13 protein-coding genes and 1 other RNA gene are annotated in these 17,691 nt (G+C 31.3%); 1 reads left to right on the top strand and 13 read right to left on the bottom strand.

The annotated features are described in order from the left end of the window. Window positions 1-254 precede the first annotated feature (254 nt). From truA to KTC94_RS14095, 7 genes are all read right to left on the bottom strand, one after another. A complete protein-coding gene (gene truA, locus KTC94_RS14125) occupies window positions 255-992 on the bottom strand; it encodes a tRNA pseudouridine(38-40) synthase TruA (protein WP_220320091.1) in 738 nt (245 codons plus the stop codon). A 102-nt stretch (window positions 993-1,094) separates the two neighbouring features. After that, entirely contained in the window at window positions 1,095-2,777 is a 1,683-nt protein-coding gene (locus KTC94_RS14120; RefSeq protein ID WP_220320092.1) for an alpha-glucosidase, read from the bottom strand. Window positions 2,778-2,812: 35 nt separating this feature from the next. After that, window positions 2,813-3,484, bottom strand: coding sequence for an AraC family transcriptional regulator (locus tag KTC94_RS14115; RefSeq protein WP_216303929.1), 672 nt, complete (start codon window positions 3,482-3,484; stop codon window positions 2,813-2,815). A 78-nt stretch (window positions 3,485-3,562) separates the two neighbouring features. Next, complete coding sequence (locus tag KTC94_RS14110) at window positions 3,563-4,561, bottom strand: LacI family DNA-binding transcriptional regulator (RefSeq protein WP_220320093.1); 999 nt, start codon at window positions 4,559-4,561, stop codon at window positions 3,563-3,565. Between the two features lie 140 nt (window positions 4,562-4,701). After that, entirely contained in the window at window positions 4,702-5,562 is an 861-nt protein-coding gene (locus KTC94_RS14105) for a sugar ABC transporter permease (RefSeq protein WP_220320094.1), read from the bottom strand. Then, a complete protein-coding gene (locus tag KTC94_RS14100) occupies window positions 5,562-6,848 on the bottom strand; it encodes a carbohydrate ABC transporter permease (protein ID WP_220320095.1) in 1,287 nt (428 codons plus the stop codon). Before KTC94_RS14100 ends, KTC94_RS14105 begins: the two co-directional genes overlap by 1 nt. Window positions 6,849-6,932: 84 nt before the next feature. Beyond that, entirely contained in the window at window positions 6,933-8,201 is a 1,269-nt protein-coding gene (locus KTC94_RS14095; RefSeq protein ID WP_220320096.1) for a maltose ABC transporter substrate-binding protein, read from the bottom strand. A 479-nt stretch (window positions 8,202-8,680) separates the two neighbouring features. Here KTC94_RS14095 and KTC94_RS14090 point away from each other — a divergent pair, with 479 nt between their 5' ends. Then, on the top strand, window positions 8,681-10,405 hold the full coding sequence (locus tag KTC94_RS14090) for an alpha-glycosidase (protein WP_220320097.1): 1,725 nt from the start codon (window positions 8,681-8,683) through the stop codon (window positions 10,403-10,405). A 90-nt stretch (window positions 10,406-10,495) separates the two neighbouring features. On the opposite strand, the gene KTC94_RS14085 is transcribed toward KTC94_RS14090, so the two are convergent. The 6 genes from KTC94_RS14085 to KTC94_RS14060 form a co-directional block, all read right to left on the bottom strand. Beyond that, window positions 10,496-11,860 (bottom strand): VWA-like domain-containing protein, encoded by a 1,365-nt coding sequence (locus KTC94_RS14085; protein ID WP_220320098.1) that lies wholly within the window; start codon window positions 11,858-11,860, stop codon window positions 10,496-10,498. An 8-nt stretch (window positions 11,861-11,868) separates the two neighbouring features. After that, on the bottom strand, window positions 11,869-12,987 hold the full coding sequence (locus KTC94_RS14080) for an ATP-binding protein (protein ID WP_220320099.1): 1,119 nt from the start codon (window positions 12,985-12,987) through the stop codon (window positions 11,869-11,871). 12 nt (window positions 12,988-12,999) lie between these two features. Continuing rightward, window positions 13,000-13,803, bottom strand: coding sequence for a hypothetical protein (locus KTC94_RS14075; protein ID WP_220320100.1), 804 nt, complete (start codon window positions 13,801-13,803; stop codon window positions 13,000-13,002). A gap of 127 nt (window positions 13,804-13,930) precedes the next feature. Next, window positions 13,931-14,119, bottom strand: a non-coding RNA gene (ssrS, locus tag KTC94_RS14070) — 6S RNA. A gap of 106 nt (window positions 14,120-14,225) precedes the next feature. Then, window positions 14,226-15,581, bottom strand: coding sequence for a serine dehydratase subunit alpha family protein (locus tag KTC94_RS14065; protein ID WP_220320101.1), 1,356 nt, complete (start codon window positions 15,579-15,581; stop codon window positions 14,226-14,228). Between the two features lie 255 nt (window positions 15,582-15,836). Further along, window positions 15,837-17,624, bottom strand: a complete 1,788-nt coding sequence (locus KTC94_RS14060) for a sigma 54-interacting transcriptional regulator (RefSeq protein WP_220320102.1) — start codon at window positions 17,622-17,624, stop codon at window positions 15,837-15,839. Between the last annotated feature and the right edge of the window lie 67 nt (window positions 17,625-17,691).

Raw genomic sequence — 17,691 nt, 5'->3', positions numbered from 1 at the left:
AGTAGACATTAAAAAAAAGTGAACTGCCCCCTGTCAAGTAGACAGGGGGCAGTTCATTAATACTTCTAACGCTGAACCTATATCTTCATAGGAGTTGGTTCTGTTAAATAACATAATATTTCTCCGAAGTAACCTTGCACTGAGTGCTTTGCAACAAGAAACGAAAAAACATTGAATTTCCATTTAGAAATTCTTGTTTTGCTAATATAAAATTCTCGTGAGACTTCCTGGAAGGAAAACTCGCATACTTTTATTTAATATTCAACATTTCTTAGAGATAATCCTTTTGCTTTTGCCATCGGTATATACTCTGATGCTGTTTCTTCATTTAGTAATTTTTCTATATCCATTGCCTTAATTTTTCCTTTACCCACTTCTAAAAGGCTTCCTATAATAATTCTTACCATATTCCATAAGAATTCATCTGCATTAATTTCTATTTCAATAATGCCTTCTTTTTCTGTTATATTTATATAATTGATAGTCTTAGTAGTTGATTTAGTATTTGTAGATACTGTCGCTAAATACTTAAAATCATGAGATCCAACTAAAGACTCTGCCGTAATTCTCATTTCTTCTAAATTAAGATTCATCTCAGAGTGATAAACATATTTTCTATTAAATACATTTCTTAGTTCATTATTATTTATTTTATACACATAAGTAATTGATTTTATATTATACCCTGCATGAAATTTTTCACTTGCATCCACCATGGATTTCACTACTATGTCCTCTGGTAAAAATTCATATAAACATTCTCTCATCTCATCTATGCTTAACTCACAATTAGTATGAAAGTTTGCCATATAATTTTCAGCATGTACACCTACATCAGCTCGCACGCAGCCTGTAACCTCTATAGGTTCTCCTGCCATTTTAGATAATGCACCTTCTAGTTTACCTTGAACCGTTAAATCGTTATCTGATTGTTTTTGCCATCCTTTATATCTACTTCCATCATATTCTAATATCATTTTTAAATTTCTCATATATATCCGCCTTTAACTTTTTTGATTATTCATGTTTTAATTTTACCCAATGAACATTTTAATTATAGCTTTTCTATTAAAATAAAGCTAATATATTTATCATTATTTAATTTCATATACCCTAGTTTCATAAGGTCTTAATTTTATATTCACACTAGCGGCGTAACCTTCCACCACATAATTTGATAGCAATAATTTAGCCTTTTCATAATGGATATGCTTTGGAAATTCAAATATTGGTTCATTTCCAAAGAAATTAACTATGATTAAGATCATCTCCCCCTCTAATTGTCTTAGATATGCATATATTTCCTCATCTTCTCTATTAATTTCCTCAAAGCTTCCATATACCAATACAGCCTTGTTTTTTCTTAAAGCTATCAATTTTTTATAATAATTTAGTATTGAATTTGAGTCTTCTATTTGTTCATCCACATTAATTTTTCTATAATTTGAATTAACTTTTATCCAGGGTGTGCCAGTAGTAAACCCTGCATTTTCACTATTATTCCACTGCATTGGTGTTCTTGAGTTATCCCGTGACATATAGCGTAGTCCCTTTAGATAGTTTTCTTCACTCACTAACCCGCCCTTAACTAAATCTTTGTGTTTATTAAAAACAGCCACATCTCTATAATCTTCTAATTTAAAGTCCCAAGCATTGGTCATTCCTATTTCATCTCCATAATAAATAAAAGGAGTTCCCTTTTGAGTTAATTGAAGACAAGCTAACATTTTTGCAGATTCTTTTAAATAATTCTTCTCTTCTCCTAGTCTTGATATAGTTCTCGTAGTGTCATGGTTCGAGTAAAACAAGGGGCACCAACCTTCTTCTTCAGGCCTTCCTTGCCATCCACTCATATTTTCCTTTATATCTTTTATTAAGTTTATAGGTTTCCTTTCCCAATCAGTTTCCCCTCTACCCACACTATGCATATCAAAATGGAAGGTAAAGTCTAATTCACCTTTATCTTTTCCTGTATAAACATAGGCATTTTTATAGTTTACTCCACCCGTTTCACCAATTACTACATGATACCCAGTGTTAAATACCTCTTTTCTTAATTCTTTTAAATAATCATGAACTTCAGGTAGATTTTGTACATATTTTATAAAATCACCATATACATTGCCTTCTTCTATTATTCCATCTGGAAAGGAATGATCTTTTCCGAGATGATTAATAGCATCCATTCTAAATCCATCTACCCCTTTTTCCATCCAGTACTTTATCATGTTCTTTATTTCTTCTCTTAATTTTTCATTTTCCCAATTTAAATCTGGTTGTTTCTTAGAGAAAATATGAAGATAATATTCTTCTGATATCTCGTCATATTCCCAAGCGCTGCCTCCAAAAAAAGACCCCCAATTATTTGGAGGGTTACCCTTTGTACCTTTATTCCAAATGTAATAATCTCTATAAGCATTATCTTTGCTCTTTCTACTCATTTGAAACCAAGGATGCTCATCAGAAGTGTGATTTATTACCAAATCCATCACTAACTTCATTTTTCTAGAATGAAGTTCTTTAACTAACTCATGAAAATCTGCAAGCGTCCCAAATTCATCCATTATGTCTCTAAAGTCACTGATATCATATCCATTATCGTCATTAGGTGATTTATTTATAGGATTTAAATACAATATGCCTACTCCTAAGTCTTTCAAATAATCTAGTTTTTCTATTATCCCTTTTAAGTCACCTATTCCATCACCATCTGAATCCTTAAAACTTCTAACATATGCCTGATATGCCACTGCTTCCTTCCACCATTTTTTATCCATGGTTATCCCCCTCTTCAATTTTTTAGTTTTAAGACTTATGCGTAATTGCTATTTCTATACACGGTTGGAGAAACCCCCACTATAACTTTGAAAGTTCTACTGAAATGGCTTTGGTCATAAAACCCCAATAAAATCCCAATATATAAAATGCTTTCATCTGTACTGAGCAGTAGATTTTTTGCCCTGTCTATTTTTATTTCTTGCACATATTTCATTACTGAAATACCCATCTTCTTTTTAAAGCAATCGCTTGCATAACCCACTGAAATGTTTAAATCTCTAGCTAACTTATCAAGCGAAGAGTGATTTTCAATATTAATATGTATGTATTGAAGCATTTTATTAATCATAAAATTATCAGTGACTTCAATATCATTTATTAAAATATTAAAATATGCTGTGACCATGCTTATTTCTAAAGCTTGTAACTCAATTAAATCAGTAATACCTTGGACTTTATCATAGAAATTATTATATAGAGGATGCAGCGCACTTTTTGATACGCCATTTTTTATAATTTCCTTTGTGTATATAGCATTCCAAATAATTAAATCATTTTTTTTATTGCGAGCGGACTGTCCATTTTCTTTTTCCTGTAGATGTTTTTCTTTTAGGGTACTTAATACTTTTGGTATATTTTTTGATTCGACGAAAAATGATATATCATTATTAAAAATATAAATATCTGATTCAAAGGTCTCCAGCATATTTTCACCTCTTTATTTTAATAATCACCTGCGGTGCTGCAATATTAAAGACTTCCGAAGGAGATTTACCACCTTGAGTTATTTAGTTGACTCTCTCTCAACTAATTTTGTATCAATAATATAATTGGTTATATATTCTTTCTCATCTTCCAATTTATTTATTAATAGCTTAACTGCAAAATAACCTAATTCTTCAGAATTAATATCAACTGAAGAAAGTGTAGGCTCTCTGTATGCAGTTAATGGTGTGTTATTAAACCCAACTATTGAAATATGGGTTTTGGACATTTCGCTTATTGCTTTTGATGCACCAAAGGCAATTAAATCGTCAGTGGTGACAACAGCTGTAGGGCTGGATTTTTCTAAAATTCTTTTCATAGCATCATAACCACTACTTTCTGTAAACTCTGCTACTTGCACCATATTTTCATCTATTTTCATCCCAATGTTTTCCATGGATTTCTTGTAACCTTCTAACCTATTTATAGTTACATTAAGTGTAGCTGGTCCTCCTATAAATGCAATTTTTCTCTCACCCTTTTGTATAAGATAATTAACAACACTATACATGGCGTGAAAGTTATCATTATCAACCCATAAAAGTCCTTCTGTATCTTCTGGTTTTCCTATTACTACGAAAGGATAATCTACTTTTTTTAAATAAGTGATGCATTTGTCATCCTTTTTTACAAATGGCAAAATAATTCCGTCAACTCTTCCACTGTTTATTAAATTTGCTATATACTCTACTTCTTGATCCTCATTACTACTGTAAGCATACATAATATAATATCCCTTTTTTTGAGCATAATGGCTTATTCCCCTCATAATCTGAATGAAAAATGGATTAGAAAATAAATCTTCATCAGTGCTAGGTAAAATAAGTCCTATAGTTTTGGTTGTTTTACTAACTAAGCTCCTAGCTATTGCATTAGGATGATAATTGATTTCCTTCATTACTTTATAAACTTTTTTCTTTGTTGCATCACTAATTGTAGAATTATCCGCAATAACTCTTGAAACTGTTGAGGGTGATACATTTGCTAGCTTTGCTACTTCCCTTATAGTTATCGACATGAAAACTTCACTTCCTACTTTCTAAAAATATTTATACGAGTTATATTATAAAACTTGATTTCTGAAATGTCGTTAAAGTTTTAGACATCATCTAAAATAACTAATTAGTATGTTATTCTAGATGATGTCTAATTATAAAACTAACCTTTAGTAGCACCAGATGCTAGTCCTTCTACAATGTGCTTTTGTAAATATACAAACAGCAATGTAATTGGAATAGCAACTAAAATTGCACCTGCGGCGAACATTGTAAATTGGGTGTTTTGTTGTTTTTGAACCCATTCAAATAATCCCATCGCAAGTGTTTTCTTCTCACTGCTTTTTAATATTATTTGAGGAAATATAAAATCAAACCAAGGTCCCATAAAGTTTGTAAGTGCAACTAATGTAATTATAGGCCTTGCCAAAGGTAATATTACCTTTACGAAAATAGTCATATTTGAAGCCCCATCTATTTTTGCAGCTTCATCTAAGCTTCTTGGAATACCATCGAAAAAGCCTTTACATAACCATGTATTATATGGTATTTGCCCACCTGCATACACAAGAATTAAACCCCAATGACTGTTTAATAATCCTAACTTACTTATTAGAATAAATACAGCAGTCATAGCTAAGAAACCGGGGAACATTTGTAAAATCATCATTGCCATAAGCCCTTGTTTTCTACCCTTAAATTTAAATCTAGAAAATGCATAGGCAGAAAGTGTTGTTAGTATAACTGACAAAACCATATTAATTATAGCAATTTTAAATGTATTCATATACCATTTTGGAAAATCAGTTTGTGTAAACAACTCTTTATAGTGGATTAATGTTGGATTTTTAGGAATTATAGATGAACTAAATAAACTTGTACCACTATTGAATGAGGATAAAACAATCCAAATTACCGGCGTCAATATTACTATACATAGTAGCACCAATATAGCATATATTATTATTTTTTGAATTACATCAGATAAATTCACCTTTTTATTTTTTACTATTTTTTTATTCATTACATCATGTCCTCCTCTTTGAAGGCTTTGGTTTTACTAAAGCTATATGCTGAAATACTTGCAACAAAAATAAATAATATAATGGTAATTACAGATGCCATATGGTATTGATTCTGATCCTTTGTCATCTTATAGATCCATGAAATTAAGATATCAGTATCTCCTGCATATTGTAAATTTCCATTAACTGGATTACCGTCTGTTAGCAAATAAATCATTCCAAAGTTATTAAAATTATAAGCAAAACTCATTGTTAATAGTGGCATTGTTTGAAAAAGCACTAGTGGCAATGTTATTTTATAAAACTGTTGCCACTTAGTTGCGCCATCAATCTCAGAAGCTTCATATAAAGACTTGTCTATATTAGTAAGTATTCCTGACATAAGTGCCATAAAATAAGGTGATCCTAACCAAACCGTTATTATTAAAATCATTATTTTCGCAATAGTGGGATCTGTAAAAAAAGGTATTTTTCCCATTCCAAAGGAAGCTAACATATTATTTACTGGACCTGGTCCACTAAATGCTAATCTCATTATAAGTAAGGATATAAATGCTGGTATAGCATAAGGCAAAAGAAAAATTGTTCTAAAAAACTTTTTGAATCTTATTCCCTTAGCATTAGTTATTAGTGCTAAGAATAATCCAACAAAAAAGTTACAAGTAGTGCTTACAACAGCAAATATAAGTGTCCAAATTCCTACTTTTAGAAAAGTATTATTCCACATTTTTAAATTTACTAATTGTTTAAAGTTATCAAGTCCAACCCAGTCAACTAAGTTCCTTGGTGGCAAATGATTAGGACTTGAATAGTTAGTAAAGGCAACTACTACGGTGAACATAATAGGAAGCATAATAAAAAATACAGTAAACAAGAATCCAGGTGTTATCATGATATGAGGAAAATATTTTTCCCACACATAACTTAAGAATTCTTTTGTATTTAGTGGTTTATTACCTTTTTCTATACTTTCGCCTCCTCGTTTTGCATCATAGATATTAAGTATGTATACTGAAATTACAAGAAATAAAATTATAACAGCTATAAGACCTTCAATCATTAAGAAAATAGAATGATCTCCTGTTGCTTTCCCATTCACAAATTTCACACCAGAATCTCCTAGTGAAATTAGACCCTTTATTGATGTTGAAAAATATCCTATATTAAATAATGCTACTATTTCTATAATTGCAAGCATAATTCCTTTGAATATTTCTTTGTTATATATTTGTCCTAGACCCATAAAGAGCACAGAGAAAAGAGTTGCTTTTTTTGATTTTTTCATTTCATACCTCCTAAATCAGATAGAATTTTATTTTAAATTAGTCATTTGCTATATAGCAAATGACTAACTTCTATTTACAACTAATTATTTTTGAGCAGCTATTGCGTCTCTCACAGTTTTAGCTGCAGTTTTAAGTGCTTTTTCAGGAGCAACTCCATCGTTCCACATTGATGAAAATGCTGCTCCGTATGGAGTCCAAACAAGTCCCATCTGAGGAATTGATGGCATTGGTACAGAATATTTTATTTTCTCTAAAAATGGTGCAACCATTGGATCATCTTTAATTTTAGCGTTTTCCATTAGTTTTGTTACTGGTGGTATTTGTTTAGTTAATTCATATCTTTTTAATAACATTTCATCAGATGTTGCTAAACTAGCGAACATTTGAGCTGCTATTGGATATTTTGAATAAGAACTAACAAATAATGTTTTTATTCCTGATAAACTTGATTGTTGCTTTCCATTAGTTAATTTAGGTAATGGTGCTATACCAAAATTAACGCCAGCTTTTTCTCTACCTGATACTGCCCATGGTCCATCTATCATAGCTCCTATTTTTCCTTCATCAAATAAACCTTCCACAATTATATTAGTTGAATCTGCTGCATTAATTGGTAAAACTTTTTTCAAATCCATTAAACATTTTGCTCCGTCAATTGCTCCAGCTGAATCAATACCTACGTCTGTTTTATCAGTTCCATTTTTAAAAATATAACCGCCGCCTCCTGCTATAAAACTATGAGAGAAGTAAGCATTTCCAACATCCCACATAAATGCATATTTGTTTGTTTTTGCATCATTAAATGTTTTGGCTTTTGCGATTATCTCTTCATAAGTTTTTGGTGCTGTTTTGAATACATCTTTATTGTAAAATAATCCGTAAGTTTCTACTGCTGTTGGATATCCGTAAACTTTACCCTCATATGATACTGCATCTAAGGCTGATTTTAAATAGTCCTTCTTAACTCTTTCTGCAAATAGGTTATTTTCTAAAATTAAACCTGATGATACAAGTTCTCCAGTGTGATCATGTGGTGCATCAAATACATCCGCACCTACTCCAGCTGGCCCATCTGTAGCCATTTTGGCTTTAGCATCAACAGCTCCAACTTCTTCGTATGTAACTTTTACTCCGTATTTCTTTTCAAACTCAGTACCAATAAGTTTCATATAATCTGTTTCAACGCCTTTAGCCGTCCAAACTACTAGTTTAGCTCCTGATTCAGGTTTCACTTCAGTTGCAACTCCTTCTTTAGCTGCTGTTGCTTCTACTGCTACTTTTTTAGTACCACATGCTGCTAACGATACAGTGCATGATAAAGCTAATAATAGACTTAATACTTTCCTTTTCATATTTAATCCCCCCAAAATAGTATTTTTATAACATCTCTGCAAGCGTTTGCATATTTTTATTGTAAACCGAATTTTCAGAACTGTCAAATAATCTTTTTACTAAATTTTTTTAATTAACTATAGTAAAATACTATGTAATATTATTATGAAATCAATTTCAAAATCACTTTGAGCCCTTATAATCTCTAGTTTAGATTCTCTCAATAACAATACTGCTTTACTTTATTACAACAATATTCTAAGGAAATTTTGTACAAACGTATAAGCAAATGCACAATTTTATATTACAATTCAATAAATACAAATAAATTAACATAGTGTATATACATATTTTATTAAGTATATACAATCATCACTAAATGCTTATGATATAATTGCACCCATAAATATACTAGGGCATACAGGAAATATCCATGATAACTTCCACTATTTACTTTTTTCATATGCCTAGAATAAACATAAAAGTGAGGTAGATTAAAATGAATAAGCATGCAATATATCATATTACTGAAACACCCTATGCCTATGGCAGAGATTTAAACACTCTAGTGCTGCGTTTAAGAACAGCAAAAGATGATGTTAAAAAGTGCAATTTATATTATAAAGATAGATATAACTGGGATGATCCATATGATGTTATAGAAATGAAAATTACAGCTCAAGCTGACTTATTTGATTATTTTGAAACAGAAGTATCCGTTGAGAGAAACAGATATAGATATTACTTTGAGCTAATTGATTGGGATAATAATATAATATGTTTTGATGAAAGAGGCTTTAGAGATAAGACACCAGATCTAAAAGAAATCACAGCTTTTCAATTTGCCTATTTGGCAGAGGGCGATTTATATGAAGAAGCTCCTTGGTTACAAGAATCAGTTGTATATCAAATTTTTCCCGATCGTTTTTATAATGGAGATAAACGTAACGACCAAGAGAATACTTCGAAATGGGGCAGTGTAGTAAACACTGAATCTATGTTTGGTGGAACTATTAAGGGAGTTATTGATAAGTTAGACTATCTAGAGGAATTAGGCGTTAATTTAGTTTACTTAACTCCAATATTTAAATCCACTTCAAACCACAAATATAATACAGCAGATTATTATGGCATAGACCCTCAGTTTGGGACCTTAGACACAGCAAAAGAGTTAATAAAAAAATGTCATGAAAAAGGAATGAAAATTATTTTTGATGCTGTATTCAATCATTCAGGAAGTGACTTCTTTGCCTTTGAGGATTTACTAGACAAACAAGAAGCTTCAAAGTATAAGGACTGGTATTTTATCGACAGTTACCCAGTTAGTACTGATACTGTGAACTACTATACTTTTGCTGATGACGTAAGCACAATGCCGAAATTAAATACTCATAATAGTGAAGTAAGAGAGTATTTATTAAAGGTGGGAGAATATTGGGTAAAAGAAATAGGAATTGATGGTTGGAGACTGGATGTTTGCGATGAAGTTGACCATGATTTTTGGAGAGCTTTTAGTAAAGTAGTTAAAGCAGCTAATAAAGATGCGGTTATTGTTGGTGAAATAATGCATGAAGCAAACTCCTTCTTAAAAGGAGATCAACTGGACAGTATAATGAACTATCCTTTTAAATCTGCTTTAGTTGATTTTTTCGCTAATAGAAGCATAGCTGCAGAAGAATTTGACAATATATTATCTTCTAATAGAACTCTTTATATGAGTAGCATCACAAGGCAACTCTGGAATCTAATGGGTAGTCATGATACTAAGAGATTTTTAACTGAATGTGAGGATAATATAGACAGAATGAAGCTTGCAATCGCCTTCCAATTTTGCTACCAAGGAGTTCCATATATTTATTATGGAGATGAAATAGGTCTTAATGGTGGTGAGGATCCTCAGTGCAGAAAATGTATGATTTGGGATGTAGAAAAACAAAATATAGAATTATTTAACCACTATAAGACTATGATATCTCTTCGGAAAAATAATAGTGCTTTAATTTATGGTGGCTACAAAAAACTCTATTGCAAGGACAATGTATTAGTTTTTGAAAGAAGTTATGAAGGTGACTCTCTATTAATTGCTATTAACAATAGTGATGAAGAGTATAATGTTAAGCTATCTTTAGATAACACCGCTATAGATATTTTCACATCACAGGAAACAAAATTAAACAATGGATTAATATTAGACCCTATGGAATTCAAAATATTAAAATTATAGGAAATAAGAAAGCGGGGCAGTCATTGATAAAAGGCGTGCCCCTTTTTTAATATATACTTTTCGTTATAGCATAATATAAGAAAAAAGATCCTAATATATTGGTTCATGATGATTCATAGAAAAACCATCAACCATTACATCTAACCTCTCCGAAGTATCCTCTTTTATCTCTACAGGTTTTAGTTTTTTCACAATTCCAAGAGGCTCCTTTAATGAAAGTTTATCGGTGCGTCCTGATATAACCCACAAAATTTTATACCCTTTTGGCATTACATCCAGTTTTTCTTCACCCTTTCCATCTGTAAAATATATTAGTATATTGGTATCCGTATTATTTACATACTTAACTACCGGTGTAAATTTTGTACCACCGCGCGAACTACAACGCTTTCTTATACTATTAATAGACTTAGCCTTATATACCTGCCTTATTTGCGAATCACATTCAATCAAGGTTATTTCATGCTTATAAGTTTTTACAATATTAAAAACTTCCTTCATTGCTCCATGAAACTCCTCATCACTTATGCTACCGCTTATATCTATAGCCAAGGTAATTTTAGCTGTATGCCCTCTTAGTTCTCCCCTTAAATCTAATCTATTAGGTTGACGTCTGCTCCTTCTTGACACAGTCTTTTTTTTATCACTTTCTAAGGTTCCCATTATTTTTTTCAGATATAAATTCCAAGGAATTTCACCTTTACTCGCTTTTAATCCTTTGAGAATTCCCTCTAAATAAAGAGGAACCTTGCCCTTTTCTGCAAGTTTCGCAAATTTTCGCGTAAAATCTTTAAGGGTCTCCTCATCTGTCTCTATAGATTCTTCCCATAAATCATGAGTTTTAGATGCATTAAATTCTTTTTCTATGTGCTTATCCTTAGAGTCATCTTTTTCTCTCTCATCTTCTTGTTCTAATAGATTTAAGGCTTCTTGAATTGTATGCGCATAATACTCCATAGTCATATAATGTTGCATCTTTAAACTATACTTAAAATTTATACTGTCTATTGTCGTGGCATAGGGCGGCAAATAATCTATATACTGGTTCACTACTATATCCATTGCCATATTAATAGAAAGGGTACTATATTTTGTTTTAAGACTCCTTGCACGATTCAAATGGGAGGATAATATGTGATAAATCTCGTGTTTAATAGAGCCCATCATCTGCCTCGGTGTAAGATTTAAAAAGATATAGGGATTAAAATAAATAACGTACCTAGATAATTTAAAGTTTACAGCCGTGGGCGAGGTTATGTCATATTTTATCTCCCTAGACATTTGAAGCAGAAAATACCCATAAAAGTTTTCGTTATCTTCTATGAGCATAAAATTAACCTTTTGCACAAGTTTCAAAAAGTTTTCCACAAAATCCTTTGGCATTTCTTCAATGCTTTTCACATTAGAAATTTCATCATAAAGCTCATTTTTAAGACTTTCAAAGTTTTTCACCATAATTTCACCTAGCCTTTTATTTCATTGTAGGCCTTAAAATACATTTCAACGAAATCCTCATTTTCCAAACATAATTTATAAACACTATTATGACTTTCTTTAATATCCTGCATAATTCCTACCCCTAGGTCCACAGGGTAAATCTCTAGGAATTCTACAAGTCTTTGTATATCACTATTTAAATTTTCTTTCTTATCTAAGATACATAAGATATTATTTGCAATCAAATATAATCTAGTATGACTTTCCTCTTTCACCTTTGCAATTACATCTTGTTGTAATTGCATGCCATTAAATACCTCCTCATAAGAAATTAGAGGTTTATTATCTTCCTGTGAAAATGCCATAAACTCATGAGCTATTCTATTGCCTAAATTCCCTTTTAATATATTTAAAAATATTCTTTTATGGATTGTCTCTTTATTTTCCTTGTAAATCCTATAGCTTTTAGAAACCCGTTCATAACTTCTGGGGGTTGCTCTTACTTGCTCATCCTTTTGGTTATTAAGTAAATATTCTGGGAAAGTAGATATAAATTCTATAACCTTTTGCTCTATTTTATTCTCAATAGCCCATGAAATCCAAGCTAATGAATCACATTCCATTTGTAGCAAAACAAATCTATTTTCTTGCGCTGCATCCATATCAACTACTTGATAATCAAAATCTTCCCCGTATTTACTAGAAGGATTCATTGCAGCTAATATTTTAACTTTTTCATTTAGCTTGTACCCATTTATCTCCCTATTTAGTATAAGATTCATAAGCTCCTGCTGCACCGTATGTTCACAACGATTTATTTCATCAATAAATAAAAATACCTCTTTACCGCTAGATATCAAATTATCTATTTCTTGTAGCTTTGTGTGAACCGCGTAAACAGTATTTTTCTTACTAACAGTCTTTCCTCTATCATCTTTAAATCTATAATCCTCAACTGTTGGAAGACCACCTATTTCTCCTTCTTTCAAAAGGTTTCCATCTATAATAACTAGGCTCCAGCCTTTAATTTTTGAAAGTGTCTTCGCTAAGGCAGTTTTTCCTATACCACTCTCACCTATAACTAAAGGTACTTCATCCGTTTGTATAACAAGATCTACACTTTGCATTGTATCTTTAAAATTCATCATTCACCCTTCTTACATCATATTCAGTTTTTCATCAACTGCTATTTTTTTGCAGACTTTACTACCATATTTATAAATAAAAATTATTTTATCCATAGATATATTTCCATATTTTTCATTTATACTATCGCAGTTTATAAAATCTCTCACGTATTTTTCTGATATAGTTTCTTTAGATAATACATCTTTGAAAGCCAGCTCCGTAGCATCCATTGGTAGGTCATTAATGAAATATTTCATTACCAAGGCATTGTGCTTTAAAAATGACATTTTTTTATTTTCATCTATGTTTGAAATGAACTTTATTGCAGCTTCATTTTCGCAAACAGCCAAAATTTCTGCATTTAAGGTTGCATTTTTTATATACCTTAACGCATTATAATTTATTTTTATAGCCAAAATTTGTATTTCTTCATTTGGGTTGTCTATATATTTTATAGAGTCATAATCTTTTTCTATAGCTAGTTTTTGCAATAAATTGCTTGGTTCTTTTGCATATTTTATTGCATAGCCTTTTTGATCAATGCCTATTTTTATCAATTCTTCGCAGGGATTTTCAATAAATTCCAAAGTATTCCATAGCTTTGACACAACATATTTTTTCATATCATAACTTGGATTTTCTACAAACTCAATTGACCGTGGATTACTTCTTATTGCTAGCTCCTTCATTTCTTTTGTAGGGTTTCTTATATAACGTAGCATTACCCCATCTTTCTTTATAGCCATTATCTTCATTTGATCACTAGGATTTTCAATATTTCTTATAACAATTGGATTACTCTCTATCATCGCAATGACTTTATTTTCTATCATAAAATTGCACCTCGATACTTATTAATTTAAATTAATTATAACATGAAAAATGAATTTATTATTTCTTGGAAATAAAAAAAAAGAGATATTTCTATCTCTTTCATAAACGATCTAAAATTTTATATTTTATATTCCAAAATACCGTTGCCCCAATTTTTACACCTATCTTTTCGATAGGTGGGTGTCCTCAGAGATGTTTAATAGTCCTTGCCACTTAAAATATTGGTCTTATAGGCCAAATCCACACCTAGATCTCGAACTCCCGTATTAATACTGTAGGTTGAAAATAAGAGCTTCACGAATACCTCAGAAATACAAACTTATAAAATCAATGAATACGTTTAAGTATTTCTTATTAAATTTATTATATCAGATTATAAATAAAATTCAATAGTAATTTATAATTTCTTTAAAAATTTTTTTTATGCAATAATGCCTTGTTTTTTTAAATACACTTTTGAGTTTTTATCTGCTTCTGCAGAAGTATATTCTCTTTGCATTTTTTTCATGGTCTTTAATATAACAGCATCTGCTGTACTCATACCGTCTATGGATAAAACTGCCAAATTTTTAATTGTGTCTTCTGCGGTTTCTGCAACAATCCCATTTCTTGCAGGTATAATAGAATTATTTATAGCCAAAATTGCTGATTGTACAGCGACTGATGCAGAAGTTGAAAGCTTTAATGCACAGCCTTCCTTTGCCCCATCGCATATCATCCCACTGGTGTTTGCAATGGTATTTTTTATAACCCCATCTATTTGGTCATAACCAGCACCCATTAACCATGCTATAGCAACGCCAGCCCCGGTTCCAGCTGCAACACCACAAGCACACAGTGCTGATAATCTCCCTATATAATGTTTTATATAGCTGTTCGTAATATGACTTATTGCCACTGCCTTAGCCAATCTATCATCACTTACATTAAATTTATTTTTATATGCAACCAATGGCAAAATTGCCGTAAGCCCATTGTTTCCGCTTCCGCTACTACTCATAACAGATAAATTCATCCCTGACATTCTCGCATCACTAGCTGCTGCTGTGAGCATCATTGAAGAGGTCATTAAGTCTTCTGACAGAATCCCTTTCTCTATGCTTTTCTTAAGACTAAACCCAACTCCCATGCCCATTTTCTTTTTAAGTCCTACCTTGGCTATATTTTCATTCATCACTATTCCTTCTAACATAAAAGCGATATCCTCATGAGGAATTTTCTCAATTTCTTTTATAATGTCTCTTATTCTCAAATTATATAAAATATTCTTTCCCTTATTGCTACTCTCATCCTCATTTGTTAGATCTATTAGAACTTCGCCTAATCTTTCAATATAAATAAATCTATTATGTTTTCCGCTTATAATTACACTACAATTACCTTTATCTGTTACAAGATTTACTTCTACATAGACTTTATCTCCAGTATCTTTAATGTCTAGTCTTAATTTCCCACTATATAAAAACTCTTTTGCAAGTTGAACTTGCATTTTGTTAATTCCTTCAAGTACCCTTAAATCCTTTTTACTTTCTCCACCAATAAAACCCAGTGAAGCTGCAATCGAAAGCCCAACCTCCTGCGTATTTGGTATACCAACTGACAATCCATTTTTATATATGTTAGGACTAACAAAAACTTCTGCACTTACTATATTATTAAAAGTTATTAGTTCTTTAGCCTTTGCACATGCAAGAGCAACAGCTACTGGCTCAGTACATCCCATGGCAGGGACAACTTCTTCCTTAAGTGTTTGAACTATAAGATTTCTTAATTTCATGAAAACACTCCCTCAACGAATTATTCTAAGACATACCTATAAAATTAAATACATTAAAAACTTATGTAGCTTTTATTAACATTTTTTTAAATATGCCTTATACATATAATAGCAATACTCATGCCAACAAAATTATACTGAGAATAAACGTTTCAGTGGTGTTTTTTCTCAAAATGATAAAAAAATCAGTATCAAAATGAGAATTAATTCTCATTTTGATACTGATTAATGATTTACAGCTTTGAAAAAGATGATTTATAGCTTCGAAGAAGATGATTTGATCCCATATTCTTTTATTTTTCTATATAAAGTTGCTCTACTTAATTCTAAAGCCTCAGCAGCCTTTGTAATTGACTGTTTACTATGTCCAAAATACTCTAGAGCTTTTTCAATTTCTTTTTTTTCTAATTCCTTAATAGGTATAATCTCTAAATTCTTATTCGACTTTAAAGTGCTCTCGCAACCTTTTAACCTCTTCGGCAGATCCGTACATTTTATAACACTACCACTGCACATATTTACAGCATATTCTATGGTATTTTCAAGTTCACGTACATTGCCAGGCCACTTATAATTCATAAAAATTTCTAAAGAATCATCATCTATTTTATTTATATGCTTTTCTAGCTTAGAATTACATTTGTCTAAAAGATAATCCACAAGAACTATTATATCATCTTTTCTATCTCTTAAAGGAGGTATATTAAGTGGAATTACATTTAATCTATAAAATAAATCTTGCCTGAACTCTCCCTCTAGTACTTTTTTTTCTAAATCTTTATTGGTAGCTGCAATTATTCTTACATCTATGGGAATGGATTCTTTTCCACCAATTTTTTCGATAACGTATTCCTGTACTACCCTTAAAAGTTTAGTTTGAAGATGAATAGCCATGTCTCCAATTTCGTCCAAAAATATTGTTCCCTTATTTGCTAATTCAAATTTCCCTGCCTTGCCACCCCTTCGCGCTCCTGTAAAAGCACCATCTTCATACCCAAAAAGCTCACTTTCTAGCAATTGTTCTGGAATAGCCGCGCAATTTATAGTAATAAATGGTCCTTTCGCTCTATTACTATAAAAATGAACAGCCCGTGCAAATAGCTCTTTTCCAGTTCCACTTTCTCCCTGAATAAGTACTGTAGAGGTAGATTTCGCTGCTTTTTCCGCCTCTAATTTAACTTGTTCTAAGCAGTAACTACCACCTATAATGCTGTCAAAAGACGTAACCATAGTCCCTGTGGTAATATTATTTACTGTTTTTAATAAATCGGAAATATTACTAAAGGAGCATACTATACCAAAGTTTTTATCACCGATACTAATAGGTTTCGCATCAAGTACTCCTCTGAAATGATGACTACTACCATTATAACTAAAGTCTTTATTCTTTAAATTCTTATGTTTTTCGATAAGTTTATTGAAATCTAAGTCACCAATAAGATTTTTTATATTTGTATTTAAAATTTGGTTTCCATGAAGTCTAAATAGCTCTAATGCTTTGGTGTTATAATGAAGAATATTTCCTGCGTGGTCCGCTGCTATAATTCCTTTATCTACAGCGTCAAGAACTATCTCAAGTTCCCCTGCCAAAAGCTTTATTTTCTCTGTATTTTCCTGTTCTAATAGCTTTGAGGATATTAAATCCGCCATTCTATTTAAAAAGTTCATTAGGTTTACTTGATTATTTATAATAGCATCCCTTTGTTCTTCTTCAAAAGCAATAAGCCCAATAACTCCAATAGTATCATTACCAACATGAATTGGGCAACAAACCTCGGCAAACTCCTTGCAACTGTAAGCATTATCACACTTTAAGCATGCAAAATGTTTTCTAGGATTTTCAATAACGAAGCTTTCTCCCTGCGTCAGCGCAAATCCAAAAACAGATTTTTCATTTACTTTTTCTCCGATACAATTTCTATACCTTCCTGTCCCTGCTATTCTATTATAATTATTATCTACAACCGTCACATCTACTCCTATAACGCTTGATATCGCCTCAGAAATCTTCTGAACATTTGAAACTATTTTTATCAAATCCATACTTATCATCCTTTTAATTTTTTACATAAATCTGAATTTATTATACCATAGTTAAATAATATCCTGG

It is taken from the genome of Clostridium sp. CM028 (assembly GCF_030585565.1).
Taxonomy (GTDB): domain Bacteria; phylum Bacillota; class Clostridia; order Clostridiales; family Clostridiaceae; genus Clostridium_AD; species Clostridium_AD estertheticum_B.
This window is presented reverse-complemented; position numbering and strand designations above follow the sequence as displayed.

Bases quoted from the DNA above. Each gene is read 5' to 3' on its own strand.
- truA (WP_220320091.1), bottom strand. From the start codon at position 992: ATGAGAAATTTAAAAATGATATTAGAATATGATGGAAGTAGATATAAA.
- KTC94_RS14120 (WP_220320092.1), bottom strand. From the start codon at position 2,777: ATGGATAAAAAATGGTGGAAGGAAGCAGTGGCATATCAGGCATATGTT.
- KTC94_RS14115 (WP_216303929.1), bottom strand. From the start codon at position 3,484: ATGCTGGAGACCTTTGAATCAGATATTTATATTTTTAATAATGATATA.
- KTC94_RS14110 (WP_220320093.1), bottom strand. From the start codon at position 4,561: ATGTCGATAACTATAAGGGAAGTAGCAAAGCTAGCAAATGTATCACCC.
- KTC94_RS14105 (WP_220320094.1), bottom strand. From the start codon at position 5,562: ATGAATAAAAAAATAGTAAAAAATAAAAAGGTGAATTTATCTGATGTA.
- KTC94_RS14100 (WP_220320095.1), bottom strand. From the start codon at position 6,848: ATGAAAAAATCAAAAAAAGCAACTCTTTTCTCTGTGCTCTTTATGGGT.
- KTC94_RS14095 (WP_220320096.1), bottom strand. From the start codon at position 8,201: ATGAAAAGGAAAGTATTAAGTCTATTATTAGCTTTATCATGCACTGTA.
- KTC94_RS14090 (WP_220320097.1), top strand. From the start codon at position 8,681: ATGAATAAGCATGCAATATATCATATTACTGAAACACCCTATGCCTAT.
- KTC94_RS14085 (WP_220320098.1), bottom strand. From the start codon at position 11,860: ATGGTGAAAAACTTTGAAAGTCTTAAAAATGAGCTTTATGATGAAATT.
- KTC94_RS14080 (WP_220320099.1), bottom strand. From the start codon at position 12,987: ATGAATTTTAAAGATACAATGCAAAGTGTAGATCTTGTTATACAAACG.
- KTC94_RS14075 (WP_220320100.1), bottom strand. From the start codon at position 13,803: ATGATAGAAAATAAAGTCATTGCGATGATAGAGAGTAATCCAATTGTT.
- KTC94_RS14065 (WP_220320101.1), bottom strand. From the start codon at position 15,581: ATGAAATTAAGAAATCTTATAGTTCAAACACTTAAGGAAGAAGTTGTC.
- KTC94_RS14060 (WP_220320102.1), bottom strand. From the start codon at position 17,624: ATGGATTTGATAAAAATAGTTTCAAATGTTCAGAAGATTTCTGAGGCG.